Origin of the sequence: Marinobacter daqiaonensis (assembly GCF_900115285.1) — a bacterium.
Classification (GTDB): Bacteria; Pseudomonadota; Gammaproteobacteria; order Pseudomonadales; family Oleiphilaceae; genus Marinobacter; species Marinobacter daqiaonensis.
This window is the reverse complement of the sequence record NZ_FOYW01000001.1, coordinates 2,310,145-2,336,904: the sequence shown is the minus strand read 5'-3', so window position 1 is coordinate 2,336,904 and position 26,760 is coordinate 2,310,145. Positions and strand designations below refer to the sequence as shown.

At 62.1% G+C, this 26,760-nt stretch carries 27 protein-coding genes; 12 read left to right on the top strand and 15 right to left on the bottom strand.

The features are described from left to right. Positions 1–74: 74 nt before the first annotated feature. Complete coding sequence (locus BM346_RS10685; RefSeq protein ID WP_092011993.1) at positions 75–620, top strand: DUF421 domain-containing protein; 546 nt, start codon at positions 75–77, stop codon at positions 618–620. Between the two features lie 53 nt (positions 621–673). Here the strand turns inward: BM346_RS10685 and BM346_RS10680 are convergent, their stop codons facing one another. The 4 genes from BM346_RS10680 to BM346_RS10665 all read right to left on the bottom strand — a co-directional run bounded on the left by BM346_RS10680 (position 674) and on the right by BM346_RS10665 (position 4,603). Next, complete coding sequence (locus tag BM346_RS10680) at positions 674–1,696, bottom strand: PA2778 family cysteine peptidase (RefSeq protein WP_227662826.1); 1,023 nt, start codon at positions 1,694–1,696, stop codon at positions 674–676. Between the two features lie 21 nt (positions 1,697–1,717). Beyond that, a complete protein-coding gene (locus BM346_RS10675) occupies positions 1,718–2,122 on the bottom strand; it encodes a PA2779 family protein (RefSeq protein ID WP_092011990.1) in 405 nt (134 codons plus the stop codon). 134 nt (positions 2,123–2,256) lie between these two features. Further along, a complete protein-coding gene (locus tag BM346_RS10670; RefSeq protein WP_167812596.1) occupies positions 2,257–3,075 on the bottom strand; it encodes a substrate-binding periplasmic protein in 819 nt (272 codons plus the stop codon). 40 nt (positions 3,076–3,115) lie between these two features. Continuing rightward, positions 3,116–4,603: a M17 family metallopeptidase gene (locus tag BM346_RS10665; protein WP_167812597.1), complete on the bottom strand. Its 1,488-nt coding sequence runs from the start codon at positions 4,601–4,603 to the stop codon at positions 3,116–3,118. A gap of 271 nt (positions 4,604–4,874) precedes the next feature. Here BM346_RS10665 and BM346_RS10660 point away from each other — a divergent pair, with 271 nt between their 5' ends. From BM346_RS10660 to BM346_RS10640, 5 genes are all read left to right on the top strand, one after another. Then, positions 4,875–5,288, top strand: a complete 414-nt coding sequence (locus tag BM346_RS10660; protein WP_092011982.1) for an MAPEG family protein — start codon at positions 4,875–4,877, stop codon at positions 5,286–5,288. Further along, entirely contained in the window at positions 5,285–6,025 is a 741-nt protein-coding gene (locus BM346_RS10655) for an esterase/lipase family protein (protein WP_206675665.1), read from the top strand. Before BM346_RS10660 ends, BM346_RS10655 begins: the two co-directional genes overlap by 4 nt. After that, the gene (locus BM346_RS10650; RefSeq protein ID WP_227662827.1) at positions 6,015–6,278 is read left to right on the top strand and encodes a hypothetical protein; all 264 of its coding nucleotides are present in this window, start codon (positions 6,015–6,017) and stop codon (positions 6,276–6,278) included. The genes BM346_RS10655 and BM346_RS10650 overlap by 11 nt, the downstream gene beginning before the upstream one ends. Positions 6,279–6,429: 151 nt before the next feature. Continuing rightward, a complete protein-coding gene (gene yghU / locus BM346_RS10645) occupies positions 6,430–7,308 on the top strand; it encodes a glutathione-dependent disulfide-bond oxidoreductase (protein WP_092011978.1) in 879 nt (292 codons plus the stop codon). Between the two features lie 69 nt (positions 7,309–7,377). Further along, positions 7,378–8,151, top strand: coding sequence for an alpha/beta fold hydrolase (locus BM346_RS10640; RefSeq protein ID WP_092011975.1), 774 nt, complete (start codon positions 7,378–7,380; stop codon positions 8,149–8,151). Here the strand turns inward: BM346_RS10640 and BM346_RS10635 are convergent, their stop codons facing one another. Beyond that, a complete protein-coding gene (locus BM346_RS10635; protein ID WP_092011972.1) occupies positions 8,152–9,420 on the bottom strand; it encodes an MCT family MFS transporter in 1,269 nt (422 codons plus the stop codon). 115 nt (positions 9,421–9,535) lie between these two features. Here BM346_RS10635 and BM346_RS10630 point away from each other — a divergent pair, with 115 nt between their 5' ends. Further along, positions 9,536–10,867, top strand: coding sequence for a sodium-dependent transporter (locus BM346_RS10630; protein ID WP_092011969.1), 1,332 nt, complete (start codon positions 9,536–9,538; stop codon positions 10,865–10,867). A gap of 122 nt (positions 10,868–10,989) precedes the next feature. On the opposite strand, the gene BM346_RS10625 is transcribed toward BM346_RS10630, so the two are convergent. The 5 genes from BM346_RS10625 to BM346_RS10605 all read right to left on the bottom strand — a co-directional run bounded on the left by BM346_RS10625 (position 10,990) and on the right by BM346_RS10605 (position 15,802). After that, positions 10,990–11,580: an exopolysaccharide biosynthesis protein gene (locus tag BM346_RS10625; protein ID WP_092011966.1), complete on the bottom strand. Its 591-nt coding sequence runs from the start codon at positions 11,578–11,580 to the stop codon at positions 10,990–10,992. A gap of 246 nt (positions 11,581–11,826) precedes the next feature. Continuing rightward, positions 11,827–12,648 carry an ABC transporter permease subunit gene (locus tag BM346_RS10620; RefSeq protein WP_092011963.1) on the bottom strand — a complete coding sequence of 274 codons (822 nt, stop codon included), beginning with the start codon at positions 12,646–12,648 and terminating at the stop codon, positions 11,827–11,829. Then, positions 12,641–13,540, bottom strand: a complete 900-nt coding sequence (locus tag BM346_RS10615; RefSeq protein WP_092013606.1) for an ABC transporter permease subunit — start codon at positions 13,538–13,540, stop codon at positions 12,641–12,643. The genes BM346_RS10620 and BM346_RS10615 overlap by 8 nt, the downstream gene beginning before the upstream one ends. Before the next feature lie 34 nt (positions 13,541–13,574). Beyond that, positions 13,575–14,693: a polyamine ABC transporter ATP-binding protein gene (potA, locus tag BM346_RS10610; RefSeq protein WP_092011961.1), complete on the bottom strand. Its 1,119-nt coding sequence runs from the start codon at positions 14,691–14,693 to the stop codon at positions 13,575–13,577. A gap of 2 nt (positions 14,694–14,695) precedes the next feature. Then, positions 14,696–15,802 carry a polyamine ABC transporter substrate-binding protein gene (locus tag BM346_RS10605; protein ID WP_092011958.1) on the bottom strand — a complete coding sequence of 369 codons (1,107 nt, stop codon included), beginning with the start codon at positions 15,800–15,802 and terminating at the stop codon, positions 14,696–14,698. 319 nt (positions 15,803–16,121) lie between these two features. Between BM346_RS10605 and BM346_RS10600 the strand changes: the two genes are divergently transcribed. Next, positions 16,122–16,925: an enoyl-CoA hydratase-related protein gene (locus BM346_RS10600; protein ID WP_092011955.1), complete on the top strand. Its 804-nt coding sequence runs from the start codon at positions 16,122–16,124 to the stop codon at positions 16,923–16,925. A 64-nt stretch (positions 16,926–16,989) separates the two neighbouring features. On the opposite strand, the gene BM346_RS10595 is transcribed toward BM346_RS10600, so the two are convergent. After that, positions 16,990–17,823: a gamma-glutamyl-gamma-aminobutyrate hydrolase family protein gene (locus BM346_RS10595; RefSeq protein ID WP_092011952.1), complete on the bottom strand. Its 834-nt coding sequence runs from the start codon at positions 17,821–17,823 to the stop codon at positions 16,990–16,992. 253 nt (positions 17,824–18,076) lie between these two features. Between BM346_RS10595 and BM346_RS10590 the strand changes: the two genes are divergently transcribed. Together BM346_RS10590 and BM346_RS10585 are read left to right on the top strand one after the other, a co-directional pair. After that, positions 18,077–19,441, top strand: coding sequence for a glutamine synthetase family protein (locus tag BM346_RS10590; RefSeq protein ID WP_092011949.1), 1,365 nt, complete (start codon positions 18,077–18,079; stop codon positions 19,439–19,441). A 102-nt stretch (positions 19,442–19,543) separates the two neighbouring features. Further along, positions 19,544–20,356 (top strand): thioesterase family protein, encoded by an 813-nt coding sequence (locus tag BM346_RS10585; protein WP_092011946.1) that lies wholly within the window; start codon positions 19,544–19,546, stop codon positions 20,354–20,356. A gap of 74 nt (positions 20,357–20,430) precedes the next feature. Here BM346_RS10585 and BM346_RS10580 read toward each other — a convergent pair whose 3' ends face one another. Next, positions 20,431–21,948 (bottom strand): aldehyde dehydrogenase, encoded by a 1,518-nt coding sequence (locus tag BM346_RS10580; protein ID WP_092013603.1) that lies wholly within the window; start codon positions 21,946–21,948, stop codon positions 20,431–20,433. A gap of 171 nt (positions 21,949–22,119) precedes the next feature. On the opposite strand from BM346_RS10580, the gene BM346_RS10575 reads away from it, so the two are divergent. After that, positions 22,120–23,403: an NAD(P)/FAD-dependent oxidoreductase gene (locus BM346_RS10575; RefSeq protein ID WP_092011943.1), complete on the top strand. Its 1,284-nt coding sequence runs from the start codon at positions 22,120–22,122 to the stop codon at positions 23,401–23,403. 125 nt (positions 23,404–23,528) lie between these two features. Further along, positions 23,529–23,912 (top strand): RidA family protein, encoded by a 384-nt coding sequence (locus BM346_RS10570; protein WP_092011940.1) that lies wholly within the window; start codon positions 23,529–23,531, stop codon positions 23,910–23,912. A 56-nt stretch (positions 23,913–23,968) separates the two neighbouring features. Here the strand turns inward: BM346_RS10570 and BM346_RS10565 are convergent, their stop codons facing one another. From BM346_RS10565 to ilvG, 3 genes are read right to left on the bottom strand one after another with little or no spacing between them, the layout of a single operon-like run. Continuing rightward, positions 23,969–24,466: a gamma-glutamylcyclotransferase family protein gene (locus BM346_RS10565; RefSeq protein WP_092011936.1), complete on the bottom strand. Its 498-nt coding sequence runs from the start codon at positions 24,464–24,466 to the stop codon at positions 23,969–23,971. Between the two features lie 47 nt (positions 24,467–24,513). Then, entirely contained in the window at positions 24,514–24,795 is a 282-nt protein-coding gene (locus tag BM346_RS10560) for an ACT domain-containing protein (RefSeq protein WP_092011934.1), read from the bottom strand. Beyond that, entirely contained in the window at positions 24,792–26,492 is a 1,701-nt protein-coding gene (ilvG, locus tag BM346_RS10555; protein WP_092011931.1) for an acetolactate synthase 2 catalytic subunit, read from the bottom strand. The genes BM346_RS10560 and ilvG overlap by 4 nt, the downstream gene beginning before the upstream one ends. Between the last annotated feature and the right edge of the window lie 268 nt (positions 26,493–26,760).

The window sequence follows — 26,760 nt, the reverse complement described above, 5'->3', positions numbered from 1 at the left end:
GAGCACGCCTCGACTCTCAGTCCTCTCAACCCCGGGACGCGGGGCCGTTGACGCTGAAAGAAGGAGGAAAATCCATGGAAGGCATGTTTTTTAACGACTGGTCCAATCTGGTACGCATCCTGATCGTGGGGGTGCTTGCTTACGTCGTGCTGGTCGTGTTTCTGCGCATCTCGGGAAAACGGACACTGTCGAAGCTGAATGCCTTTGACTTCGTGGTAACGGTGGCCCTTGGCTCGACGCTGGCGACCGTGTTGCTGAACAAAAGCATCAGCCTTTCCGAAGGTGCCATGGCCTTTGCCCTTTTGATCGGACTCCAGCTCGTGGTTACCTGGTCGAGCGTCCGGGTGGGGTGGATACGACGCACGCTGACAGGCGAACCAGGCCTCGTGCTTTACCGGGGCGAGTTCATGCCGGCATCCATGCGCCGGGCCCGTGTCACGGAAGATGAGGTGCGCTCAGCGATCCGGTCGTCAGGGGTCCTGGCCATGGAGGAAGTGGAAGCCGTGGTTATCGAGACCGAGGGCTCCCTGAGCGTTGTCCGCCGCGGCACGGATGCCGGTCGTTCAAGCCTTGAGGGTGTGCAGGGGCGGGCGGCTCCGGCATCGGATCAACGGGGTTAAGGCCGGCAGGCATCCTTTTGAGCCTCCGGATGAATCCCGACAGAATTCAGTAATCAGGGCCTTTCGGTATCGGGGCAATCCACGGAAGGGCATTCAGCCGAAACACCCGACGAGATGGCGGGCATCTCCAGGCTGAAGCGGTCGGGCTTCAGGCTGAAGGCACACTCGGCAGCGTTACGCGCCGGGCTTTCGCAGCCCTGCCTGGCGAGGGACTGGGCAAGGTTGTGCCATCCGGCGGCAAGATCGGGAAACTCTGAGGTGAGTCTCAGGTAGTGACGGGTCGCTTCCGCCCAGTCGCCAGCCTGCCAGGCAATGTTGCCCTGGCCCAGGATGGCCGCCGGTTGGTCCGGCCAGGCTCTTTCCGCGGTTCTGTATGCTTCGCTGGCTGTGTCCCAGTGGCCGGTGGTTTCCAGGTCGTTGACCGCCATCAGGTAATCGATGGGCTCCGCCGTGGCAGGCAGCTGTCCGGGCGGAAGCATGACCACTGCCCAGTTTTCAGTACGGTTCCAGGTGGCCATGAAGACTTCCACCGCCTCCTCATGGAGCTCGCGGGTACCGGTATGAAGAATGATATTTCGCTTTTCCCGGTCAAAACCCGTGACCACGGCGAAGTGCCATTGTGGCCACCAGTTGAAGCGCAGATTCTGCATGACCATCACCGGATGGCCGGCGGCAACCTCGGTGAGCAGGCTTTGCAGTGAGCCATCGAGCTCATAGACCACCATGCCGTGACTTCGGCCCGCGGCTACCAGCTCCACCTGCAGGCTGCCTTCGCGGCCCGGGAGATAGACCAGATCTTTGAGTTGGTCGGGTTCCGTCGTGAGGCCCTGGGCGTTCAGCATCATGGCAAGGGACGCCGGCCCGCATTGATACTTTTCCTGGGCATAAAAGGGAACCTGCTCGAGTATGAGCCTCTGGTCGAGATCGAGGTCGGAACTTCGGGATGAAGCGATTGGGGAAACTGCCGAAGACGTCTGGTCGGGCCACTGTGGTCGGTTGGCGCAGCCGCCAAGAATCACCATCAGCAGCAGGCTGACGGTGATTGCGGTTGAACGATAACAGCGAGGCAATGACACGTTTACGATGGCCCCGGCCGGTTACCTTATGCAGTTGATGAATGGATAGATGTTCGTTGCGCAGAGAATGTCGGTAACCACGAACACCAGCAGGAAGAGCACAATAATACCCACCACACTGTTCTGACCAACCGGCGCTTCGGCCAGTTGCTGTTCGAAGGCTGACAACTCAGCGGGCGTCAGGTTCTGGATGCGTTTTTCCACGTCCGCCTGGCTAACCCCCATATCTGCGAGCTTGTCCTTTACCTCCTGCTGTTCAAGCATGTTCAGGAGAGAGGCGCGGTCCAGCTCGACCCGCTGCTCGCTCAGGAGTTCTCCCGTTCCCACCACATTTGCCACGGCGGGCGAAGTCCAGATAGTGGCCAGGCTCATCAGGACGGCCATGAAAAAAGCGGTGAATCTCAGATTGTTCCGAATCGTCTGCATTTCAGGCTCCCTGTTGTCTGTTGTTCCCAACTGCCGGAATCCAATGATCACCGGCCCTTTTAAAGAGTAGAACACATCGGCATTTAATACGATAAGACCGATAACGACGGAAAGGCCGCCGGCAAAGAACTTATTTAACGGAGCTCCTCTTCAAGTTCGACGGTCTCAAGATACCAACTGGTCAGAGCATTCAGTTGCCCGGACGCTTCCATACGGCCACGTATCCGGTCGAATTCGTCCACCAGTTCTTCTGCCTCGGGTCGCGTTCTGGGAACCATAAGGTGGAGGGACACCCGCTCCACCACAAAGGGCAGTGCCCTGATGGCGTTATGGGGCAGCTCGCTATGGTGTAGGCTGTAGCGTGCGACGTAGTGATTGATCTTGACGAAGTCGGCCCGTCCCGCCAGCAGCATGCGAAAGCAGTTGTTGAGATGGGGCGCCGTGAGTCTGGTGATTTTGCCCTCCGAACGCATCTGTCCGAGTTTTTCGCCGTCGGCGTAGCCCAGGGGATTGCAGTACGTCAGCCCCTCCAGTCCTGTCATCGAGTCGGCGTGAATGTCCGACCCCGCCGATACGTAAGCGTAGGTGTCGGCCTTGAAGACGGGTTCCGAAAAGAGGAAGTCCTCCTGACGGGAGGGCGTTTCAAGGTAGGGCAGGACGGCATCGTAATGCCCCGCCAGACTCTCTCGATAGGCCCGTTTCCAGGGCCGAAGGTCCACGGACACTTCGCTTCCCGAAGCTTCAAGGATGCGTCTGACGAGAAAAGCCCCGAGCCCGTTGTAGGGCAGGTAGTCCGCGGCCAAAGGAGGGTAGTGAGGCCCCGTTACCAGACGGACCGGGGCCGACTCCTGCGGACCGGGGGCTGAAAATTCGTCAGCCGCCGCAGCCGTTGCAGGCAGCACCAGGAGGCAGAAAACCAGCCAATACACGCTGAGCTTGCGTTGTTGTGGCATCTCAGTACGGACTCCTGTCTCGTAACGGCCTGTGACGCTCCTACTCCCTGGTGATGGTGCCAAACCATTCCACCCCGAAACGCACGCCAAAACCCTGGAGGTCTGTGGGAATGTGGGCGAGGCCACCCTTATGGGTACCGGAGGATGCCATGTCCACATGGACCCAGTCGATGTCCTTGTCCACAAAGCGGCCGAGAAAGCGTGCCGCGTAGATGTGATCGCCAGCGCCTGCGGTCCGGCACTGAAGGGTGTCGGCAACCTGCGATTTCAGGTCTTCGTCGTAGTCGTCCTCGTAAGGAAAGGGCCAGACCCGCTCACCGCTGCGTTCACCGGCCTGGATGATCGGTTCGATCCAGTGGCGACGATTGGTAATCGCGCCCCCCATGCGCTGACCAAGGGAGGATACAACAGCGCCGGTCAGGGTGGCGTAGTCCAGGATCGCCCTGGGCTTTTCCCGGCTTGCCAGGGCGAGGGTGTCTGCCAGTACCATGCGGCCCTCGGCGTCGGTATTGATCAGTTCGATGGTGGTGCCATTCATTGCGGTAATGACGTCGTTGCATTTAACGGCGTCGGGGCCGATGTGGTTTTCCGCCAGCGGTAGCCAGCAGTCCACGGGCTGGTCGAATTCCAGACGCGTCAGGGCGAGCAGGGTGCCGAGGGCCACGGCGCTGCCCTGCATGTCCCCGTGCATGCCAAGCATGCTGCCGCCCACTTTCAGGTTGGCGCCACCGGTATCGAAACAGATACCTTTGCCAATCAGAGCGAGGGCCTGCCCCTTCGCATCCCTGGGTCGGTAACTCAGGCGAAGTATGCCGGCGTCCCGGTTGGGGCTGGCGGCCACTACGGATAAAAAGGCACCCGCACCCAGCTCCTCAAGCCGGGTCTGGTCGAAGAAGTCCGTATCCCAGCCTTCGTTTCTGGCCAGGGACTCGGCGTAATCCCGGTAGATGGCGGGCGTCAGGTAATTGCCCGGAAGCTGGGTGAGCCAGCGTGCCAGGTTATTACCTTCCGCGGTCGCTTCGGCGTGACGGAAATTCGCGGCGTCGAAATCTCCCATAAACACCATGGTCCGCAATGTCGGCGCGTCTTCGGGGGTGTCGGTAATTTTGGGCAGTTGGAACAGGGCGGCGTGGGTGGCAGCCGCCAGGGCTTCTGCCATTACCGTTGCGGTATCGCCATTGCCGAGCAGGGAAATCACGTTGATCTGCTCGGGGCGCTCGGTCAGCAATGGCCCGATCAGTTTCCGGGCCTGAGTCAACGCCTTGAACCCGCCCACATCGTCCGCGACAAAGGCGACAGCCGTGCGGATTCCGGTGGGGCCAGACAGGTGAACCGGATTGGCTTTTTCCGGGAAGGCGGCCAGGCGCTGTTCCAGAAACTCACCCCACGGTCCCTGCCTGATGGCGTCCCGCTGTGACTCGGGTGCCAGGAGTATCAGGCCCACGCCCCCGCCGAAGTCCCAGGAAGCGGGTATCTCAGGGTCCTTCTCCAGCTTCAGGTCGGTAAATATCGGAAGTTCGGGCTTCATGTTCAGGGCGCCTCCAGGTTGAGTCATGTCGAATGGGTGTCGGCGGGGGCGGCTGACCTTCCCCCCATGGTCCGTTCTGTCCGTCCCTCAAGCATAGAAGCCTTAACCCTATAACGACAGGCGCGGGAGAGATCTCGGGATCACAGGGTTGCGAGAGGCGAAGATGGCCCTGGCCAATAAACTTCGCTAGAGTCATGGGAAGTTGGCCAACGGGGTTCGCCCGAACTGCCGCACAAGTTTGTCCCGCAGTGATGGCATTCAAGGAGAAAGAGTGAATAACCAGCTGATGCTATGGCCAGTTCTGACCCAGGTAGCGCTTACTCTCGTGCTCTATGTCCGGCTGAACCTTGCCAAGATCAAGGCCTCGACGGCCGGCCATGTGGATGAATCCCGCCGCGGCCTCTATGACGACGCCTGGCCCGACTACGTGCTCAAGATCAACAACTGCATCCGCAACCAGTTCGAGGTTCCGGTACTGTTCTTTGTGCTGGCGCTGTCGCTGATGGTGCTGGATGCAGTCGACTGGGTGAGTCTCACGCTCGCCTGGCTGTTCGTGGCGAGCCGCATCGCCCATGCCGTGGTGCACACGGGCAGTAATCATATCCCCACCCGGCGTCGGCTGTTTCTGGTCGGGGTCTTGCTGGTGCTGGTCCTTGCGGTGTGGGTTCTCAGTACACTCCTATGAACCTGATCGAGTTGAAAGCCAGAGTTCTGCTATTCGCCCTGATGAGCATCGCCGCATTGCCACTGTCCGGCGCCACCGGGGATGGGCGGCAACCGGTGGTCCTGCTTCACGGCCTGATCCGGAGCGACGCGTCGATGGAGGACATGGCCAGAGCCCTGAACGACGCGGGTTTCCGGCCCTGCAATGTCGACTATCCGTCAACGGAGCATCCGATCGGGGAACTGGCCATGGATTTTGTGCTGCCGGCGATTCAGGACTGTGTCAGCGACCCTGAGGAAACCCCGATTGCCTTCGTGGGGCACTCCCTGGGCGCCATAATTGTCCGGTATCTCGGTGCCGAGGGGGCGCCGATCCGGTTTGGCCGGGTGGTCATGCTCGCCCCACCCAACAAAGGCAGCGTGATGGTGGATAAGCTCAAGGATAACGAGCTTTTTCAGTGGCTTAACGGCCCCGCGGGCAGTCAGCTGGGAACCGGGGAGAATTCCCTGCCCCGGTCCCTTGGCGCCACCGAACTCGAGGTGGGGGTCATCGCCGGGACCGGTTCCATCAACCCGGTCTTCTCCGCTCTGATACCCGGTGAGGACGACGGCACGGTGGCGGTGGACAATACCCGGCTTGAGGGGATGGATGATTTTATCGAGGTGCCCGCGAGTCACTCGTTTATGATGTACGACGATGAAGTGATTGCCCAGACAGTGCATTTCCTGAAAACGGGTGCGTTTCGCCATGACCAGTGACGGATTTCAGGACATTTCCGTGCCAGGGGAAGAGATCGATGCCATGTTGGAGACCATCCCGGATGTGCGTGATGGCCTGACCCGAACCGAGCGCATCATCCTGTACGTGCTCCATGAAACCCAGCGGGAGCTCAAGGGGCGAAACGTGCCCACCGTCATGCTGTACGGGCGGGTACTGGAGTACGTCAACCTGAGCGAGGCAGAGCTCCATGTCTATCTGGACCGGCTGGGAGTGAAAGGGGACGGGCGCTGACGGTTTGACGCTCACCAGTAGCAACGGATCAATACGTTGGCGTCCAGAGGTCTCTGGTGGCAAGATGTCCCACAGGCCCGAACCCATCTTTCATCCGTATGGGTTGTCTCCTGACGAGTCCTTTCATTCATCTGAAGGCGAGAGTGCACCAATGAGCGACGATACCTATACTCCCCCGAAAGTCTGGAAATGGGAACCTGGCAACGGCGGCCGTTTCGCCAACATCAACCGTCCGATAGCCGGGCCGACCCACGACCAGGCGTTGCCTGTGGGCAAGCATCCGCTTCAGCTCTACTCTCTGGCCACGCCCAATGGGGTCAAGGTGACCATCCTGCTGGAGGAACTGCTGGAGAAGGGGTTCGAGGGTGCCGAGTACGACGCCTACACCATCCGCATCACCGAGGGTGAGCAGTTTGGCAGCGGGTTTGTGGCGGTGAATCCCAATTCCAAGATTCCGGCCATGGTGGATCAGAGCCAGAATCCCGCCATTCGGCTGTTCGAATCAGGTTCCATCCTGCTCTATCTGGCGGAAAAGTTCGATGCCTTCCTGCCGAAGGACATCGTTGGTCGTACCGAGACACTCAACTGGTTGTTCTGGCAGATGGGCAGCGCGCCCATGCTCGGCGGCGGCTTTGGTCATTTCTACGCCTACGCGCCGGAGAAGTACCAGTACCCCATCGACCGTTACACCATGGAAGTGAAGCGCCAGCTGGACGTACTGGACCGGCGTCTCGCCGACCACAGGTATATTGCCGGTGACGAGTACACCATTGCCGACATGGCCATCTGGCCCTGGTACGGGCAGCTGGTGACCGGCAATATCTACGATGCCCAGGAATTCCTGGAAGTGCACACCTACACCAACGTGGTGCGTTGGAGTAAGGAGATGGAAGCCCGTCCCGCAGTCAAGCGCGGTCGCATGGTAAACCGGGTGTGGGGCGATCCTGCCGGTCAGTTGCCGGAGCGTCATGACGCCAGTGACTTTGAACTGCGTACCCAGGACAAGCTGGACGCGGAAGCCGGGGACTGATTCCCCCATAGCGGGCCCCGCGCACAACGGATGGCGCGGGGCCCGCCTGTAACACGACCGATTCCTTTCATGACCACTATTCGTGAACAATTCCTCGATATCGCCGGTGCCCGCGTTTATGTAAAGAGCTGGACACCGGAACCGGCTACGGGTGTACCCCTGGTACTGCTCCATGACTCCCTGGGCTGCGTTGAACTGTGGCGCGACTTTCCATCGCGGCTGGCGGATCACCTGGGCCGTCAGGTCATCGCTTACGACCGACCAGGCTTCGGGCAGTCGTCGGCGCGGCATGAGCTACCCTCGCGGGACTTCATCCGGAAGGAGGCAGAGGACGTGTTTCCGGAACTGTGCCGGGCCCTTGGACTCGGCCAATACAGCCTGTTCGGCCACAGTGTTGGCGGCGCCATGGCACTGGAGATTGCCGCCCAGGACCCGGACGGGTGCCAGGTCGTCATCACCGAAGCGGCCCAGGCCTTCGTGGAACAGCGCACCCTGGAGGGTATCCGGCAGGCCGGGGGCGGGTTCAAGGACCCGGCCCAGTTCTCAAGACTCGGGCGTTACCATGGCGATAAAGCCCGCTGGGTGCTGGCCGCCTGGACCGATACCTGGCTGTCCCCGGGCTTTGCCGACTGGAGCCTGGAGCCGGTGCTGACGGAAGTGCACTGCCCGGTTCTGGCCATCCACGGTGATCAGGACGAATACGGTTCTCTGGCCTTCCCGGAGCGCATAACCAAAGGCGTCAGCGGGCCTTCCAGACAGGTCGTTCTGGAGGGCTGCGGTCATGTCCCCCATCGGGAACGGCCGGAGGCGGTGCTTGAGGCGATCACGAAGTTCATCGACTGATCAGGGGTTCCCCGGGTCGGGTCTGGGTAGGGTGGCCACGGCAAGGGCCGCCACCAGGTTGACGGCAATACTGCCCAGGATCGCCAGGGTGTAATCCTGCGTCAGGTCATAGGCATACCCGGCTGCCGTCGGGCCCACCAGGGTACCCAGGGCGACACTGGTATACAGCACCCCGATAATGCCGCTGACGTTGCGGCCTCCGAAATAGTCCATTACCAGTGCCGGCATCAGGGCGACGAAGCCGCCATAGAAGGTACCGAAGGTGAGACCGAAGATCGCCAGGGGAATCAGCGAGGTGGACAGAGCCCAGATCACCAGGGTGGTGGACATGCCGGCGAATGCCAGGATCAGCGCCGTGCGCCGCCCGATCAGGTCGGCCACATTACCCAGCAGGAACCGGCCCACGGTACTGCCGACCCCCACCATGCCCAGCAGGAAAGCCCCTTCGCCGGGGCTCATGCCGTGGTCGGTGGCGAAGGGTACCAGGTGAACGAAGGGCACGAAGAGCCCGAAAGAGGCGATCAGACCGGCACAGTACAGGGTCAGGAAGGGGCGGCTGCGTACCGCCTGTTTCAGTCCGGCGCCTTCGGCACCCCCGGCTGAGGCAGGAGGCAGGGGCGGCCCGCCGTCCGGACCCAGGCCCCGGCTGCGGGGATCGTTCACGATCAGCAGGGCCATGCTGATACCCAGGGCAGCGGACAGGATACCCAGTGAAATATAGGCATTGCGCCAACCCAGGGTGCCGATCAGCAGGGCCGCAAGCAGCGGCATGAAGAGGGTGCCGAACCCGATTCCGCTGACAGCCAGACCGGAAGCAAAGCCACGCCGGCGCGCAAACCAGCGCTGCACGGTTCCCACCGAAGGCACATAGGAAAACCCCACGCCCAGACCCACACCCAGCCCATAGGCCAGGTAGACCTGGGTCAGGCTCTGTGCGAAGCCCGCCAGCACCAGCCCGGTGGCCACCAGCACCATGCCGATAATCGCCATGGGCCGCGACCCGAACCGGTCCGCGAGAGGCCCGGTAATGACGCCAAGTCCGAAATAGAGAAACCCGGCGATGGAAAACACCAGCGACACCTCTCCTCGGGAGGCGCTGAACTCCTGCTGCAGGGCGTCCACGAATGCACTGAAGCTGTAGGCGGCCCCGAAACCAACGAAGGTCACCGCGAAGGCAGCGGCGACCACATACCAGCCGTAGAACAGACGCCCGGGCCGTTTCTGGTCTTCGGCTCGGGTGGCACCGGTGGAGCTGTTGTGAGACGTCATGGTCAGGATTCTTCGGTAAGTAGGTTGCTGTTGTTTTTATAGCCCAATCTTGATCGGCGCAGGCGCTTTGTGCAACCTAGAATGGTCTGAAAATGACCAGCCAGGGAAAAACCGGATGTCCCGTAAACATCAGTTTATCGAAGAGTCCCGGAAACAATGGAGTTCCGAGCCCGCCTTTGTGGCGTCCATGACGGCCGCCGCGGTGGGCCTGGGCAACCTGTGGCGGTTTCCTTATATCATGGGGGAAAACGGCGGCGGAGCTTTTGTGGTGGCCTACCTGATTGCCCTGGTTGTGGTGGTGATGCCCATCATGATCCTGGAGGTGGCTGCGGGCCGGCTCTCCAAGGGCAGCACGGTGGGCACCTATCGCCAGGTAGGACGTTTCGGGGCCGCCTATGGCTGGTTTGTGGTGCTGGTTACCGTGGCCATCACCAGCTACTACCTGGTCATCACCGGGTGGACCCTCGGGTACGCCGTGGACTCGGTACGGGGGAATGTCCGGGTCTTCCAGGAGTTCAGCGCCGGGTTCAACTCGTTGTGGTACTTTGCGGTAGTGACGGTACTGGGTGCCCTGGTGCTGGCCCGTGATGTCCAGGCTATCGAGAAGCTGTCGAAACTGTTGATGCCGGCCCTGCTGGCGATAGTGCTTTTCCTGGTGTACCGGGCGTCGCAGACGGAAGGCTGGGGCGAGGCCAAGGATTTTTTCTTCCGTGTCGACTGGTCCCGCCTGCTGGATGGCAGCCTGTGGGGATTCGCCTTTGGCCAGGCGTTCTACACCCTCGCCATCGGTCAGGGCTACCTGGTGACCTACGGCAGCTTCATACCCCGCAAGACCCACGTGCCCAGGGCCTGTATCACAGTGGCCGTGGTGGAAACCAGTGTTGCCCTCCTGGCGGGCTGGATGATCTTTCCATTCGTATTCAGTTATGGCCTGGAACCGGGGCAGGGCTCGGCCCTGGCCTTTGAGACTCTCCCCAGGGTATTCGCAGACATGCCCGGGGGCGGCCTTCTGGCCATCCTGTTCTTCGGGTTGTTCTTTGCCGCCGCATTCAGCTCCTCACTGGCGGGGCTGAAGGTGGTTGTTGCTGCGGTGGCCGAGGAGTTCCGTCTTCGCAACACCACCGCTGTCATCCTGGTGTCGGTCGTCATGCTGGTTCTTGGGACCGCCTCGGCCCTGAGCTTCACTCCCCTTGAGTGGCGCATTGCCGGGGAACCGGTGCTGGATGTTGTGGACAGGGTCGCGGGAGGCGATGTGATCATCTTCTCCGGGATCACCGGGGCCGCCCTGCTGTGCTGGTTTATCCCTCCCCATCGCATCCGAACCGTGCTGGGCACCGCCAGCCGCTGGTGGGAGTGGCGGATGTACCTTGTGGGCCGCTACCTGCCGGTTCTCGTGCTGGCCTGGATCGTGGTCACCTATGGCGTCAGCCAGGTGCGGGGTGGCTAGTCGGGGGAGCTCTTGCCAGAAGAATCCCGGCTCCGGACCGGACCCCACCAGGTCATCACAAGGGATGACCTGATGATGTTCAATGCATCTGCAACTGAATCCGGAGAATTGCGGCAGTCGGCTTACATCATGGCGGCATAGATAATCCAGGCTGACCCGGCGAAGGCCGCCATCCCCAGCAGCGCCAGCAAACCATCCCGGGCCAGCAGCCCGAGGCCGAAAAATGTGAGCACCAGGCCGGCACTGATGGCCGAGAAAGGTACCACCTCCATGAGTGGCATCATCAGGCCGGTCATCACGCTCAGTGCGGCAATCAGGTACAGCCAGACGCCCTCCATGAATCTGGTGAGGCGTGGTCGGATGAAGCGGTCGGTGAAACGGGCGGGGGGAAGCATCCAGCGACGGGACTTGTCCAGTTTTTCCCAGGCGATGGAGCGCCTGAGCATCCAGTCCGGAAGCCAGAAACATTGGCGCCCGAACAGCATCTGCGCTGAAACCAGCACTGCGAACAGTCCCATGATCGTCGGAACACCCGGGACCCCTCCGATGGGCAACAGGGTGATCAGCCCAGGGAGCAGTAGCATGGGCCCGAACGAGCGTGGACCAAGCTCTGTCACGACGGCTCCGACGGTTGTCTGCTCACCGTCGCTTTCCTCGGCCCTGGCGATGCGGTCCAGGGTCTGCTCAAGGTTGGCCGGTCCTGTCTTTTCCATGGGTCAGACTTCTATCCGTTGGTTACAACCGTGGCAAACAGGTTTCGTTTCCACGCAGCGGGATACTGCTCTGGCTTTCTCAGGTGTGGCTGCAAAGCGTGGGCCACGTATCAGGAAGGATCCAGGCCACGGGTAAGACGGGCACAGGAAGGGGGCGAGTATCGGGAACGGTAAATTCTGCCTTTGCGGGCGGTAAGAAATACAAACAGGCCGCGGGTACTTGGCCTGTTTGCAATAGCGCAGGACCTATCCCCGTGTTCTTTGCCTGCGTTCGGCACGTTGCATCCAGTACCAGGCAATAAATGCAATCACCGACACCACCAGGATGATGATGGTCGCCAGGGCGTTGATCTTCGGCGACACCCCCATGCGCACGGAGGAGAACACCACCATGGGCAGGGTGGTAGCGCCGGGGCCGGAGACGAAGCTGGCGATGACCAGGTCGTCCAGGGAGAGGGTGAAGGCCAGCAGCCAGCCGGAGATCAGGGCCGGGGCGATCACCGGGAGGGTGATGATGAAAAAGGTTTTCAGAGGCGTACAGCCCAGGTCCATGGCCGCTTCCTCGATGGAACGGTCCACTTCCCGCAGGCGGGCGCTCACTACTACCGCCACATAGGCGCTGCAGAAGGTGGTGTGGGCAATCCAGATGGTGGCCATGCCCCGGTCCACCGGCCAGCCGATAAGCTGGGCCATCTGCACGAACAGCAGCAACAGCGACAGGCCGGTGATGACTTCCGGCATGACGAGGGGAGCGGTGATCATGCTGGACAGCAGAGTGCGCCCGCGCATGCGCCGGAAACGGGTGATCACGAAGGCGCACAGGGTGCCCAGGCACACCGCCATGCTGGCAGAGTAGAAGGCGATCCGCAGGCTCATCCATACGGCCGAGAGAATCTGCTGGTCCCGGAACAACTCACCGTACCAGTGGGTGGAAAAACCCGCCCATACCGACACCAGCCGCGAGGCGTTGAACGAGTAGACGATCAGCACGAACATCGGCAGGTACAGGAACAGCAGGCCCAGTACCAGCATCACCCTGGAAAAACTGAAGCCCCGCGAGTTACCCATGCTTTTCCATCTCCCGGGCCTGGAAACGGTGGAACAGCACGATGGGAACCAGCAGCAGCGCCAGCATCACGATGGCCAGCGCCGAAGCCACTGGCCAGTCGCGGTTGCTGAAGAACTCCTCCCACAGCACCTTGCCGATCATCAGGGTGTCCGGCCCGCCCAGCAGCTCCGGAATCACGAACTCACCAACGGCCGGAATGAACACCAGCATGGTACCGGCGATGATGCCGGCCTTCGACAGGGGCAGGGTGATGCGCCAGAAGGTGGTCAGGCTGCGACAGCCCAGGTCCGAGGCCGCCTCCAGCAGGCGCACGTCCAGTTTTACCAGGTTGGTGTAGATGGGCAGCACCATGAACGGCAGGTAAGCGTAGGCGATGCCCAGCACCACCGCGAAGTTGGTGTTGAGCATGCGGATGGGCTCGTTGATCACCCCCAGCCAGAGCAGCAGGCTGTTGAGAAGCCCCTGGTTTCCCAGGATGCCCATCCAGGCATACACCCGGATCAGGAAGGAGGTCCAGGAGGGCAGCATCACCAGCAGCAGGAACACCAGCTGCCAGTGCTTCGGTGCACGGGCCATGGCGTAGGCCATGGGATAGCCGATCAGCAGGCACGCCACCGTGGCCAGGAAGGCGGTTTTCACCGAGCCCCAGTAGGCCGCGACGTACAGGCTGTCTGACGCCAGGAACAGGTAGTTGCCGAAGTTGAGCACGATGGAGAAGGTATCGTCCGCCCAGCGTACTACCGGCTCGTAGGGCGGTATGGCCATTACCGCGCTGGAGAAACTGATCTTCATCACCAGGGCGAAAGGCAGCAGGAAGAACAGCATCAGCCACAGGAAGGGAATGCCGAACACCACCCGGCGGTGGAACACGACCGCGCGCACCCGCTCCATCACCGGAGCCGGGATCAGCCTGTGCTTCACGGCATCAGCTCCACAGCAGAATCGGGCTGGATGCATCCCAGGAGACGAACACACTGTCCCCCCAGGTGGGCCGGTCGCCCCGACGTTCGATGTTGGCCATGGTGGCCTGCACCCGCTTGCCGCTGGCCAGCTTCACGTAATAGGAGGTGATGTCACCCAGATAGGCGATGTTATCCACGGTCCCCTGGCTCCAGTTGCTCTCGCCTTCCGGCCTGTCCGTGGTGAGGTAGATCTTCTCCGGGCGCAGGGCGATCAGGGTGTCGGTGGTTTCCGCGGGCGTGGTGACGCCCCGGTCGATAAACACCGGCGCATCCAGCAGGTCGCTGGTGAGGGTAATGCTGTCCGACTGGTCTTCCCGGATGCTGGCCTCGAAGATGTTCACCGAGCCGATGAACTCCGCCGTCATCCGGCTGTTGGGGCTCTCGTAGATGTCGATAGGCGAACCCACCTGGGCAATCCAGCCATGGGACATGATGGCGATGCGGCTGGCCATGGTCATGGCCTCTTCCTGGTCGTGGGTCACCATCAGGCAGGTGGCGCCCACGTTCTCCAGGATGTCCACCAGTTCCAGCTGCATCTCGGTGCGAAGTTTCTTGTCCAGGGCTCCCATGGGCTCGTCCAGCAACAGCAGTTTGGGGCGCTTGGCCAGGGATCGGGCCAGGGCCACCCGCTGCTGTTGTCCGCCGGAGAGCTGGTGGGGCTTGCGACTGGCAAAGGATTCCATCTTCACCAGCCGGAGCATGGCGGCGACCCGGTCGCGGATCTCGTCCTTTGGCAGCCGGTCCTGTTTCAGGCCCATGGCAATGTTCTGCTCCACCGTCATGTGGGGAAACAGAGCATAGGACTGGAACATCATGTTGGTCGGCCGCAGGTAGGGCGGCAGGTCGGTGATGTCCTGGCCATCCAGCAGGATGCGGCCGGAATCCGGCCTCTCGAAGCCCGCCAGCATACGCAGTAACGTGGATTTGCCGGACCCGGAGCCACCCAGAAGGGCGAAAATCTCGCCCCGGTGGATGTCCAGGCTGACGTCGTCTACGGCCAGCGTGCCGTCAAAGCTCTTGGAAATGCCCTTGATGCTGAGTAACACCTCCGCCTGGGCGGAGGTGTTGTTGCTCTCGCCCACCCCTAGCGCCCGGACTTCACGCTGGTCCAGGTGCGGGTCATCAGGCGCTGGGCGTCCTGGGGACGGCTGTCCATGATGTACAGCTTCTTCATCACGTCATCCGTGGGGTAGATGCTGGTATCGCCGAGAATCTCCGGATCCACGAACTCGCTGGCGGGCTTGTTGGGGTTGGCGTACCAAACGTAGTTGGTCACGTCCGCGATGATCTCCGGCTTCATCAGGAAGTTCATCAGCTTGTGGGCGTTGTCCACGTTGGGGGCGCCCGCTGGAATGGTCATCATGTCAAACCACAGGGCGGCACCTTCCTTGGGGATGGTGTACAGGATGACATTGCCGTTACCGGCTTCCTCCGCGCGGGCAGCGGCCTGCAGGATGTCGCCGGAGTAGCCGGCGGCCACGCACAGGTCGCCGTTGGCCAGATCACCGATGTAACGGGAGGAATGGAAGTAGGTGATGTTCGGACGTGCCGCCTTGATCACCTCACCGCCTTTCCTGATGTCCTCGGCGTTGTTGCTGTTCGGGTCCAGGCCGATGTAGGCCATGGCCGCACGCACCATCTCCTCGCCGGAATCCAGCATGGCAATGCCGCAGCCACCGGCCGCCAGCTTGCCGGTCACCACCGGGTCGAACACCAGGGCCCAGGAGTCGGTGGGGGCGTCGTCACCCAGGATGGCCTGGATGCGGGCCTCATTGTAGCCGTAGCCATTGGTGCCCCACAGGTAGGGAATGGCGTACTTGCTGCCCGGGTCCACGGACTCCAGGTCGTCCATCAGGTCCGGGTTCAGGTTGCTCATGTTCGGCAGTTTGCTGTGATCCAGGGGCTCGAACGCGCCGGCGGAAATCTGCTTGGCCACATAGTGGTTGGACGGCACCACCAGGTCATAGCCGGAACGGCCCGAGAGCAGGGCGGCTTCCAGGATCTCGTTACTGTCGTAGACGTCGTAGATGACCTTGATGCCGGTCTCTTCGGTGAACTTCGCCAGGGTGTCCTCGGCGATGTAGTCGGACCAGTTATACACACGCACTTCACCCGCCGCCAGGGCAGCAGTGGAACCGAGTGACACAGCAATAGCGGCAGCCAGCGCCGCGGGCTTACACAACTTCAACATGGTGTTGTCCCTCACTGAAAAGGGATGGAAGCAAAACGTGCAGGACGCACGCAGTGTTGTGCAGGTCTGCTGAGGGTGGCCTTCGGGCGGCTGGGAAGTCGCCAGAGACTCCTTTGAGGCTTGTCCTGGAAACGGCGGTGGGGAACCTTCCGTATTCGCGCGATATTTATCATGAGAACAGGGGTCGCGCTACAGATTTTTTCAGCAGGAGGATTCGGGGTTGTGCGTATTGGGAGATAAAGCGCAGCTCGTGGTTTATCCTAGTCGCAAAACCCCATCCGGCACGCCGGCTACGTTACCCTCAATCAAGGAGCCCATGATGGCCAACATCCCCCAACTCACCGACGCCCTGCTGACCCTGGAAGACCGCGTCGCGGTGCTCACCCTGAACCGCCACGATCTGCGCAATGCCCTGACCGGCTCCCATCTGATCGACGACATCGTCACCACCGCCGACTGGGTGAACCACTGCAACGATGTCTCCGTGCTGGTGATCACCGGGGCGGGTTCCGCCTTCAGCGCCGGCGGTAACGTCCGTGACATGGCCGAGCGAGGCGGCGATTTCGCCGGCGACGTGGCCGAATGCGCGGAGCGCTATCGCAAGGGCATCCAGCGGATCCCCCTCGCCCTGCAGGAAGTGGAAGTACCTATCATCGCCGCGGTGAACGGCCCCGCCATCGGAGCCGGTTTTGACCTGGCCAACATGGCTGATGTCCGCATTGCCTCCGAAAAAGCGAAGTTCGGCGAGACTTTCCTCAACCTGGGTATTATTCCCGGGGATGGCGGCGCCTGGTTCATGCAGCGCCTGATCGGTTACCAGCGCGCCTTCGAACTGACCCTCACCGGCCGGGTGGTGGAGGCCGGTGAAGCGAAGGAACTGGGAGTTGTGCTGGAAGTGGTGCCGGCAGACGACCTGATGCCCACCGCCATGAAGATGGCAAAGCGTATTGCCAGCCAGCCGCCCAAGGCGACCCGCCTGACCAAGCGCCTGATGAAAATGGGCCAGCGGATGGAGCTGAAGGACTTCCTCGATGTGTGCGCCGTATTCCAGGGCATGTGCCATAACGAGCCGGAGCATCTTGAGGCGGTGAACCGGATGCTGGAGTCCATGGCGAAGAAATAGGCACTCATCGCCTACGCATACATGCGTCTGTCAGTGCGTCACTCCGGCTTATCACTCGTCGGGGTCATGCACCTACTGCTCCCCGGGCCCGGTCACGGGCCCGCTGCCGTATTGCACACGCCTTCCCGAACGCCCCCAGCAACGCCCGGTAAAACGGAAACTCCCCCACTGCATGGCCCGGATGCCACTGCCACTCCGGGTGCCATTGCACCGCCAGGGTAAAGGCGGGCGCCCCGGTCAGTGAGAAGGCCTCCACCAGGCCGTCCTCCGCCACCGCTTCCACCTGCAGACCCGGGGCCAGAGCCCGAATGCCCTGTTCATGGAGGGAGTTGACGTAGACCGGTTCCGGCCTGTCCCAGATCCGCGCCAGACTGCCACCGGGAATAATGCGAATGGTGTGGCCATGGCTGTAACGCTCGGCCAGGGGCGCATTCTTGTTCTCCCGGTGTTCCTGGAAGCGACCCGTGGTGTGGAGTTTCTGGTACAGGGTGCCGCCCAGGGCCACGTTCATTTCCTGGAACCCACGGCAGATGCCGAGGATCGGGACGCCGGCGGCCACCGCCGCCCATATCAGGGGCAGGGTGGTCGCATCGCGCTTGGGGTCGTGGGCGGTGCCCGGCTCACTTCCGGCATCCCGGTAGTGGTGGGGTTCGATGTTGGAAGGCGAGCCGGTCAGCAGGATACCGTCCAGCCGTTGTACCAGCTGATCCAGGGGCACGCCGTTGCCGAGGGCCGGGATGGCAACGGCTATCCCCTGGGCGCCCTCGGACACAGCGCGGGTATACTTCTCGCCAAAGGTAAAAATCGGATGCTCGCCCTCGGTGTGCTGGCTGCAGGCACTGATACCAATCAGGGGACGGGGAGCCTCAACGGCGCGGGGGGAGTGCTGGGTAACCACTGATAGTGAACTCCGTGCCTTCGGGAAATCCAGGGCAGACGTTTGGACGACCGGTCTGCGGAACGCTTCCTGATCAGGAATTGCGCAATTTCTAGCATGTCGGCCATGGCCACACCAGAGATTTCGGCCAGCCTGCCCTACGACATGTGCGTATCTTGCAAACCGCCCCGGAAAACGGGATAAAGGTGCTCTGGCACGCTCCTGTGCCGGAGGCCCGCTTACGGGCTGAATTCGGGTACTAAAAGGCTTTTCTATGGGTTCTGGTTCCGCGAGCGCCGACGCATTCCTTCAGGCGCACCCCGAGCTGCAGTTTGTCGATCTGCTGATGCCGGACATCAATGGCATCGTTCGCGGCAAACGGGTGGATCCATCGACTCTGGTGAAGGTTTTCGAGCGGGGGATTGCGCTGCCGGCGTCCATCTTTGCGCTTAATATCCAGGGCACCACCGTGGAGGAGACCGGCCTGGGCCTGGATATCGGTGAGGCCGACCGGGTCTGTCTGCCCATTGACGGCACCCTGACCATGGAACCCTGGCAGAAGCGACCCACGGCCCAGCTGATGCTGACCATGTTTGAGCTGGACCGTGAGACGCCCTTCTTCGCCGACCCCCGGGTGGTGCTTCAGAACATTGTCAGGCGTTTTGACGAGCTGGGTCTGACGCCGGTGGCGGCCTACGAGATGGAGTTCTACCTGATCGACCAGGAGAACCTGGCCGGCCGGCCCCAGCCGCCCAAGTCCCCCATTTCCGGCAAGCGCCCGGCGGGCACTCAGGCCTACTCCCTTGATGACCTGGACGAATACGCCGAATTCCTGGCGGACGTGCTGGATGCCGCCCATGAGCAGGAACTGCCGGCGGACGCCCTGGTGGCGGAGTCGGCGCCGGGCCAGTTCGAGGTGAACCTGCACTACGTCAACGATGCGGTGCGCTCCTGCGATCACGCCACCCTGCTCAAGCGCCTGATCAAGAACGTGGCCTACGACCATGAAATGGACACCACCTTCATGGCCAAGCCCTACCACAGCCAGGCTGGCAGCGGCATGCATCTGCACGTGAGCATGCTGGACAGGGCCGGCCGCAATGTCTTCGCCGGCAATGCGGAGAAGCCCAACGACCTGCTGCGCTGGGCCGTGGGTGGCCTGGCCGCAACCATGAACGACGCCATGGCGCTGTTCTGCCCCAACATCAATTCCTATCGCAGGTTCAGCCCGGAATACTATGTGCCCAGCGCACCCACCTGGGGCGTGGACAACCGCACGACCTCCCTGCGCCTGCCCGGTGGTGACCCGGAAGCGCTGCGCATCGAACACCGGGTGGCCGGTGCCGACGCCAATCCTTACCTGGTGATGGCGGCGGTGCTGGCGGGTATCCATTACGGTATCGCCAACCGCATCGAGCCGCCTCCCATGACCGTGGGCAACGCCCATGAGCAGCACGAGGCCAGCCTGGTGAACAACCTGCGGGACGCGCTGCGGGGACTGAGCCAGTCGGAAGTGATGACGGATTATCTGGGCAGCCGCTTCCTGGATGTTTTCGTGGCCTGTAAGGAACACGAACTGACCGAGTTCGAGATGACCATCTCGGACCTGGAATATCTCTGGTATCTTCATACGGTTTAGTGGCTTTTCGACTCGTGCCACGGTAGGTGCAGTGCGCTCTTGTGGCGACAGCAGGAGCCGGCCCTTCACCGATTCTGAAAAGAACAAGAAGAAGGACAGACCATGACTGAAGCGCTCTTTCACCGTGATGGAGACTTTTACGTACCCACGCCCGCATGTGGCAGTCCCTGGAGCCCCCGGCAACTGCACGGCGGACCGGTAGTGGGGTTGATGGCCCACGCGGTGGAGCAGGCGTCGGACAATGCGGATCTGCATCTGGCCAGGCTTACCGTGGATTTGCTGCGACCGGCCCCCAAAGCACCGCTGACCGTGACCACCCGACTGGTGCGCGGTGGCAAGCGGCTCCAGATTCTGGAGGCGTCATTGTTCGCGGGGGAGACCGAAGTCACCCGGGCAAGCGCCCTTTTCCTCGAAAACCGACCGGTAACGGTACCGGAGCATGCCGGCTTCCCGGCGACAGGGCTTGAGCCTCCATCCTGGCCTGTCGAGGCAAGTATTGCCGAGGCCGGAGGCTGGCAGAACCGTTATAGTCCGGTGGGTCTGCACAGCACGGCCAAAGCTGTGATCATCGAGGGCGTCAATGGCGGCGGGCAGGGATGTGCCTGGCTAAAATTGCCGCTGCCGCTGGTGCAGGGGGTCTTGACGAGCCCCACCGTTATGGCAGCCACACTGTGTGATTTTGGCAATGGGGTGGGTCAGCTCAACCTCTCCAGTGATCTGGGCTGTATCAACACCGATGTGACCCTCTACCTCCACCGGAACCCGGTCGGCGAGTGGCTGGGGCTGGATGCCCGCAGCCGTATGCAGGATACCGGTGTCGGCCTGGTGGAAACGACTCTGTTCGACAGCCAGGGACCGGTGGGAAAAATCCTGCAGGCCATCATCACCATGAGGGCACCGGGGGCAGACGGGTAGCCACAGTACCCGCCTCTTGTGGCCCCGCCGCGTTCGACGGTGGTTCCCATCGGAGAGACGTTACCATCGCCGCATCAGTCGATAAGGAGCCAGGTGGCCTTCAGTTCGGTGTACTTGTCGAAGGCGTGCAGTGACTTGTCGCGTCCGTTGCCGGACTGCTTGAAACCACCGAAGGGTGCGGTCATGTCGCCGCCGTCGTAGTGGTTGATCCACACGCTGCCGGCCCGCAGGGCCTTTGCCGTCTTGTGGGCGGTGCTGAGATTGGAGGTCCATACCGCCGCCGCCAGCCCGTAGATGGTGTCGTTGGCAATGGCGATGGCCTCCTCAGCACTGCGGAATCCGATCACCGACAGCACCGGCCCGAAAATCTCCTCCGAGGCAATCCGCATGGTGTTCTGGACGCCGTCGAACACCGTGGGCTGGATAAACAGCCCGCCGGTCTCCTCCATCACCCGCTTGCCCCCTTCCACAAGCGTCGCGCCCTCGGCCTGGCCGATGTCGATGTATTCGATGATCCGGTCCAGCTGGGCCTGGTCGACAATGGCGCCGCAGGTGGTGGCCGGGTCCAGGGGGTGGCCCGGGCGCCAGGTCTTGAGGGCGTCCCGGATCAGGACAATGAATTCATTGCGGATGCTTTCCTCCACCAGCAGGCGGCTGCCGGCGGTGCAGACCTCGCCCTGGTTGAAGGCAATGGCGCTGGCGGCCTCGGCGGCGGCCTTCTTCAGATCCGGGGCGTCGGCGAAGACGATGTTGGGACTCTTGCCCCCGGCTTCCAGCCAGACCCGTTTCATGTTGGACTGGCCGGCGTAGATCATCAGCTGCTTGGCCACGCTGGTGGAGCCGGTGAACACCAGGCAGTCCACATCCATGTGCAGGGCCAGGGCCTTGCCCACGGTGTGACCGTAACCGGGTAACACGTTGAACACGCCAGCCGGTACGCCTGCTTCCTCCGCGAGAGCCGCCAGGCGGATCGCCGTGAGTGGCGATTTCTCCGAGGGTTTGAGGATCACCGAGTTGCCCGTGGCCAGGGCCGGTGCGATCTTCCAGGAGGCCATGATCATGGGGAAGTTCCAGGGGACGATGGCGGCCACCACGCCCACGGGCTCCCGGGAGATCATGCCGATCTGGTCATGGGGTGTCGCGGCCAGTTCGCCATACACCTTGTCGATGGCCTCGGCAGTCCAGCGAATGGCCCTTGCGGTCGCCGGCACATCCACCGCCCGGGCGTGGCTGATGGGCTTGCCCATGTCCAGGGTTTCCAGCAGGGCCAGCTCGTCGCCATGGGCTTCGATCAGCTCAGCGAAGCGGAGCAGTACGGCCTTGCGATGGGTCGGGGGCTGACGGCTCCAGATTCCCCGTTCGAAGGCACCCCTTGCGGCGGTGACCGCCTGGTTGGCGTCGGCCTGGTCGCAACTGGCCACCCGCGCCAGTTCACGGCCATCCACCGGGCTGACGGAGGCAAAGGTTTCGCCGTTTTCGGCCCATTGATAGGTGCCGTTGATCCGGGCGCGGCCTTCGATGGATAGCCGGTCGGCCAGGGCCTGCCAGTCTTCCTGGGTGTCGGGGGTTCTTGAAACTACAGGGTCGGACATGCTGGCCTCGCTGACTGTGGAATAGCCCAATCATAGCAGTACTTTGGCCCCGGGCCGCCACCGCTGGCATAGGTAAAAGAACGTGTCTTCACGGGGTGCGGCCGCTGGCTTAGACTTGGCGCAGCGGCTGCGCTTGCGGCCGGTTTTCCGTTCCCTCTATGGTGCTCTTTCATGACCCAGTACGCTCCGGTTCCCTCCTATTACGCCGCCACCGCCAACCCGGCCCCGGCGCGCCCGCCTCTGCAGGGACGCCGCGAGGCGGATGTCTGTGTGGTGGGCGCCGGTTATACCGGCCTGTCCACGGCCCTTTTCCTGGCGGAGGCCGGCTTTTCCGTGGTGGTGCTGGAGGCGGCGACCGTGGGCTGGGGTGCCTCCGGTCGCAACGGTGGCCAGATCGTCAACAGCTACAGCCGCGACCTGGATACCATTGAGCGACAGACCGCGCCGGATCACCTGCGCCTGCTGGCGGAGATGGCCTTTGAAGGGGGCCAGATCATCCGTCAGCGGGTGCGGGATTACGACATCCAGTGCGATCTGAAGGAAGGCGGCATCTTCGCCGCCCTCAACCCCCGTCAGCAGAAACACCTGGAAACCCAGCAGGCGCTCTGGCGCCGGTTCGGTTACGACCAGCTGGAACTGCTGGACCGGGCAGGCATCCGCGCCCGTGTCGGCACCGATCGCTATATAGGCGGCGCCATCGATCAGACCGGCGGCCATATCCATCCCCTCAACCTGGCACTGGGGGAAGCAACGGCGCTGGAGTCTCTCGGCGGCACGATTTATGAACATTCGCCGGTAGTTGAGGTCCGCCCCGGCCAGCCCGCCACGGTGAAAACCGACCAGGGCGAGGTGAGTGCCCCCTTCGTGGTACTGGCCGGCAACGCCTACCTGGGTGGCCTGGTTCCCAAACTGGGCGCCAAGGCCATGCCCTGCGGCTCCCAGATCATTGTCACCGAGCCCTTGAGCGATGAGCTGGCGACACGCCTGTTGCCTGAGGATAACTGCGTGGAGGACTGCAACTACCTGCTGGACTACTTCCGCCTGTCCGGGGACAAACGCCTGATCTACGGTGGCGGCGTGGTCTACGGTGCCCGGGATCCGGCCAATATCGAACGGCTGATCCGGCCCAAGATGGCAACCACCTTTCCGGAGCTCGCCAACGTGAAAGTGGACTACGCCTGGACCGGCAACTTCCTGCTGACCCTGTCACGGCTCCCCCAGGTGGGCCGGCTCCATGACAACATACTCTATTCCCAGGGCTGCTCCGGCCACGGCGTGACCTTCACCCACGTGGCGGGCAAGGCCCTGGCCCTGGCGATCCAGGGTCAGGCGGAGCGCTACGATGCCTTTGCCAGCCTGCCCCATTACCCGTTCCCGGGTGGTCGGGTCTTCCGGGTGCCATTCACGGCCATGGGGGCCTGGTATTACGCCCTGCGGGATCGGTTGGGGGTGTGAGGCAACCCTGACTGAGTGACCGTCAGCGGGTTTTTCGGTGATTCCCGCTCTCCGGGCAATGGGTTAGAATCCGCCCGACCGGGCCACCCGGCTCTAAATCTCCTTGTCCAAAAAGGATCTCCACAATGAGTCGAACACTGATTTCCAGCGGTTCTGAATTCGAGTCCAAAATCGGTTATTCCCGCGCCGTCATTGATGGCGACTATGTGTATGTCTCCGGCACCACCGGCTTCAACTACGAAACCATGACCATCTCAGAGGATGTGGTGGAGCAGGCCGAGCAGTGTTTCCGGAACATCGGCAAGGTGCTGGAACAGGCCGGCAGCAGTTTCGCGGACGTGGTCCGTATTCACTACATCTACCCCAACAGGGCTGACTTTGAACCCTGCTGGCCGGTGTTCCAGAAGTACCTGGGCGAGTCGCGCCCCGCCGCCACCGTATTCGTGGCCGGGCTGCTGGATGACGCCATGCAGCTGGAAATTGAAGTGACCGCAAGGGTCAGGGGCTGACCCTCGATCAGAGGGATATCCCGGCAGGTGGCGGTGAGTGAAGTCGGCAGCCCTACTCACCTCCGCTGGCGGTAGATGGCCAGTTCCCGATGGCTTCGTTTGACATCGGGGTCGTCCACCGACTCGACGGCCTCGATGCGGGCGATATAGTCCGGTGGCAGATCGTGTTCCCGGGCCCCGATCAGCACATGCTCCCTGTACCAGCGATAGGGCTTCAAAGACGGGTCTATGTCGGCGGCGTAGTACATCCAGGCCTGGGCATGGCCCCAGGCGGTTTCCAGCTCCACCATTTTCTGCTCGTAGCCAAAGCCCAGGCCCTCGTAGCGGTCCAGGTCCGGCTTCTCGTCATCCGCAATCTCATAGATGACCCCGATTACCCTGTCCTCCGGATTGCGTGTCCTTTCGGCGTCGCACTTGGCGGAGCCGTCCCGGGCCCTCTTGTGGAAACGGAGCCGGTGGCCGGGCAGGGTAGCTACGGCGAAGGGGCGGGCAGACGGGAGCCGGGCCTGTAACCTTGCCCTGGACATGTTTGAGCCGTAGGTGAAGCAGAGCATGTGTCCTCCTCGTGACCCTTAAAGGCGTTCCGGACAAAGCAAGTGAATTACGCACTTCTTGTCGATGTGGTCAGCGCCGTTCTCTCAACCAGTTCCACTGCCGCCACGGTATGCAACTTCTCCAGCTGACTCTGCAACATGCCGATAGGCCGTGAGCCTTCCAGAGTCAGGGCGATATCCAGTTCCTCCCCCATTCTTTCCATGGCCAGTTTGGAAATTCGAAATCCCCGTATCCGCACCACCTGGCAAAGGCGCTCCAGTGCTGCTGCTTCCTGGCTCATGCGGCAATTCATCTGGTAACTGGATGTGTCCTGGGTCGTGGTGTTCATGCAACCTCCTCCTTGCTGGTCTTACGGGTTCGTTGGGACTCGTCGATCATGTGGGCATTGCTGGCGCCGGGTTTGACAATGGGCCAGACGTTTTCCTCCCGGGCGATGGCGACATGCAGCAGCATGGGGCCGTTGTAGGCCAGCAGGGTTTCGATGCCCCGGCGGATCTGGTCCGTGCGGTTGATGTGCAGGGCGTGGATGTCGAACGCTCCGGCCATGGCCACGAAATCCGGATTGTCGTCCAGACCGATCTGGCTTTCCCGGTTGTTGTAGAACAGTTCCTGCTGCTGACGGACCATGCCCAGGCACTGATTATCGAGAATGATGATCTTCACCGGCAGCTGGTAGCGGCGGATGGTGGCCAGTTCCTGGGCATTCATCATGAAGGAGCCATCGCCGGTGACGTTGATGACAGTACTGTCGCGGTCCGCGAACTGGGCACCGATGGCCGCGGGCAGACCAAAGCCCATGGTACCCAGGCCGCCACTCGTGAGGTGGTGGCGCGGGCTGGCAAAGCGATAGTGCTGGGCCACCCACATCTGGTGCTGGCCCACATCGCAGGCGATGATGGCTTCCTCGGGGGCAATTCCGGACAGCCGGCGAATGAAAGCGGGGCCGGTGATGGGCGCGTAGGGATCCTCGTTGTCCGCCTCATGGAAGCCGCCGGTGGTGTGCCAGCTACGGCATTGCCGTTGCCAGTCCGCAATGGCCAGCGGTTGCGCATCAAGGGCTTTGGTGAAGGCGCCCAGTATGGTGTTGAGGTCCCCCCTCAGGGCGATGTCCGCCTGGCGCAGTTTGTTGAGTTCGGCGCCGTCGGCGTCAATATGGATCAGGCGGGCGTTGGGCGCGAAGCCATCCAGCCTGCCGGTGGCCCGGTCGTCCAGGCGGGCGCCGACCACGAACAGCAGGTCGCATTCGTCCACCGCCCGGTTGGCGGCCCTGGAGCCGTGCATCCCCAGCATGCCCATGTCGTTCGGGTTGTGTTTGCCGGCGTTGCCCAATCCCTTGAGGGTTGCCACGCCCGGCACGCCGGAGGTCTCTGCGAACGCCCGGAAAGCAGCCTCGGCGCCGGCCAGGGAGATGCCTCCGCCACTGTAGATCAGGGGTTTTCGCGCCTCGCGGAGCAGGGCCAGGGCATCGCCGATCTTTGCGGTACGGGACTGGGTCCTGGACGGCGCGGCCATCATGGGCGGGGACACTTCGGCCAGCAGAATGTCCTTGGGAATATCGATCCAGACCGGTCCGGGGCGTCCCTCCGATGCCAGTCTCAGGGCCTCCTCCATGATTGCGGGCAGGCTGTCGGCCTCCTGCACCAGGTAGCTGTGTTTGACGATACCCAGCGCCATGCCAAGTACATCGGTTTCCTGGAAGGCATCGGTCCCAATCAGCCCGGAGGGAACCTGGCCGGTGATGACCAGCATGGGGGTGGAATCCCGGTGGGCGTTGGCGACACCGGTGATCAGATTGGTGGCGCCGGGCCCGGAGGTGGCGATGCAGACACCGGTCCTGCCGGTGGCCCGGGCGTAGCCATCAGCGGCGAGGGCGCAGGCCTGCTCGTGGCGGCAAAGCACGTGTTCCACACCAACATTGTCCACCAGGGCATCGTATAGGGGCATGATGCAGCCGCCCGGATAGCCGAAGACCGTGTCGATGTGATGGCGGCGTAACGCCGTCAGTATGTGCTGTGCGCCATTCATGGTGTTTTCCCTTCTTTTTCTGGTGCAAAAAAAAGCCCCCGGACCTTTCGGGCCGGGGGCTTTGGTGTCTTTTCGGTCTGTCAGTCAGTCAACCGTCTGTTCACGCAAAGGCCCCCGGATGGCACCACCACCAGGACTAGCTTCACGATCACGACTACGGCGTTAAGGTTCATAGAAAAAATTCGACCGACTCAATTTATCTGTTAACAGGAATCTAACCCGTGATTACGGCTCAGCGCAACCCAAAATGTTAATTTGCGTGATAAGT

Excerpts from the sequence above, each read along its gene's own strand:
- BM346_RS10685 (WP_092011993.1), top strand. The coding sequence starts at position 75 with ATGGAAGGCATGTTTTTTAACGACTGGTCCAATCTGGTACGCATCCTG.
- BM346_RS10675 (WP_092011990.1), bottom strand. The coding sequence starts at position 2,122 with ATGCAGACGATTCGGAACAATCTGAGATTCACCGCTTTTTTCATGGCC.
- BM346_RS10670 (WP_167812596.1), bottom strand. The coding sequence starts at position 3,075 with ATGCCACAACAACGCAAGCTCAGCGTGTATTGGCTGGTTTTCTGCCTC.
- BM346_RS10665 (WP_167812597.1), bottom strand. The coding sequence starts at position 4,603 with ATGAAGCCCGAACTTCCGATATTTACCGACCTGAAGCTGGAGAAGGAC.
- BM346_RS10655 (WP_206675665.1), top strand. The coding sequence starts at position 5,285 with ATGAACCTGATCGAGTTGAAAGCCAGAGTTCTGCTATTCGCCCTGATG.
- BM346_RS10650 (WP_227662827.1), top strand. The coding sequence starts at position 6,015 with ATGACCAGTGACGGATTTCAGGACATTTCCGTGCCAGGGGAAGAGATC.
- yghU (WP_092011978.1), top strand. The coding sequence starts at position 6,430 with ATGAGCGACGATACCTATACTCCCCCGAAAGTCTGGAAATGGGAACCT.
- BM346_RS10640 (WP_092011975.1), top strand. The coding sequence starts at position 7,378 with ATGACCACTATTCGTGAACAATTCCTCGATATCGCCGGTGCCCGCGTT.
- BM346_RS10635 (WP_092011972.1), bottom strand. The coding sequence starts at position 9,420 with ATGACGTCTCACAACAGCTCCACCGGTGCCACCCGAGCCGAAGACCAG.
- BM346_RS10630 (WP_092011969.1), top strand. The coding sequence starts at position 9,536 with ATGTCCCGTAAACATCAGTTTATCGAAGAGTCCCGGAAACAATGGAGT.
- BM346_RS10625 (WP_092011966.1), bottom strand. The coding sequence starts at position 11,580 with ATGGAAAAGACAGGACCGGCCAACCTTGAGCAGACCCTGGACCGCATC.
- BM346_RS10620 (WP_092011963.1), bottom strand. The coding sequence starts at position 12,648 with ATGGGTAACTCGCGGGGCTTCAGTTTTTCCAGGGTGATGCTGGTACTG.
- BM346_RS10615 (WP_092013606.1), bottom strand. The coding sequence starts at position 13,540 with ATGGAGCGGGTGCGCGCGGTCGTGTTCCACCGCCGGGTGGTGTTCGGC.
- BM346_RS10605 (WP_092011958.1), bottom strand. The coding sequence starts at position 15,802 with ATGTTGAAGTTGTGTAAGCCCGCGGCGCTGGCTGCCGCTATTGCTGTG.
- BM346_RS10600 (WP_092011955.1), top strand. The coding sequence starts at position 16,122 with ATGGCCAACATCCCCCAACTCACCGACGCCCTGCTGACCCTGGAAGAC.
- BM346_RS10590 (WP_092011949.1), top strand. The coding sequence starts at position 18,077 with ATGGGTTCTGGTTCCGCGAGCGCCGACGCATTCCTTCAGGCGCACCCC.
- BM346_RS10585 (WP_092011946.1), top strand. The coding sequence starts at position 19,544 with ATGACTGAAGCGCTCTTTCACCGTGATGGAGACTTTTACGTACCCACG.
- BM346_RS10580 (WP_092013603.1), bottom strand. The coding sequence starts at position 21,948 with ATGTCCGACCCTGTAGTTTCAAGAACCCCCGACACCCAGGAAGACTGG.
- BM346_RS10575 (WP_092011943.1), top strand. The coding sequence starts at position 22,120 with ATGACCCAGTACGCTCCGGTTCCCTCCTATTACGCCGCCACCGCCAAC.
- BM346_RS10570 (WP_092011940.1), top strand. The coding sequence starts at position 23,529 with ATGAGTCGAACACTGATTTCCAGCGGTTCTGAATTCGAGTCCAAAATC.
- BM346_RS10565 (WP_092011936.1), bottom strand. The coding sequence starts at position 24,466 with ATGCTCTGCTTCACCTACGGCTCAAACATGTCCAGGGCAAGGTTACAG.
- BM346_RS10560 (WP_092011934.1), bottom strand. The coding sequence starts at position 24,795 with ATGAACACCACGACCCAGGACACATCCAGTTACCAGATGAATTGCCGC.
- ilvG (WP_092011931.1), bottom strand. The coding sequence starts at position 26,492 with ATGAATGGCGCACAGCACATACTGACGGCGTTACGCCGCCATCACATC.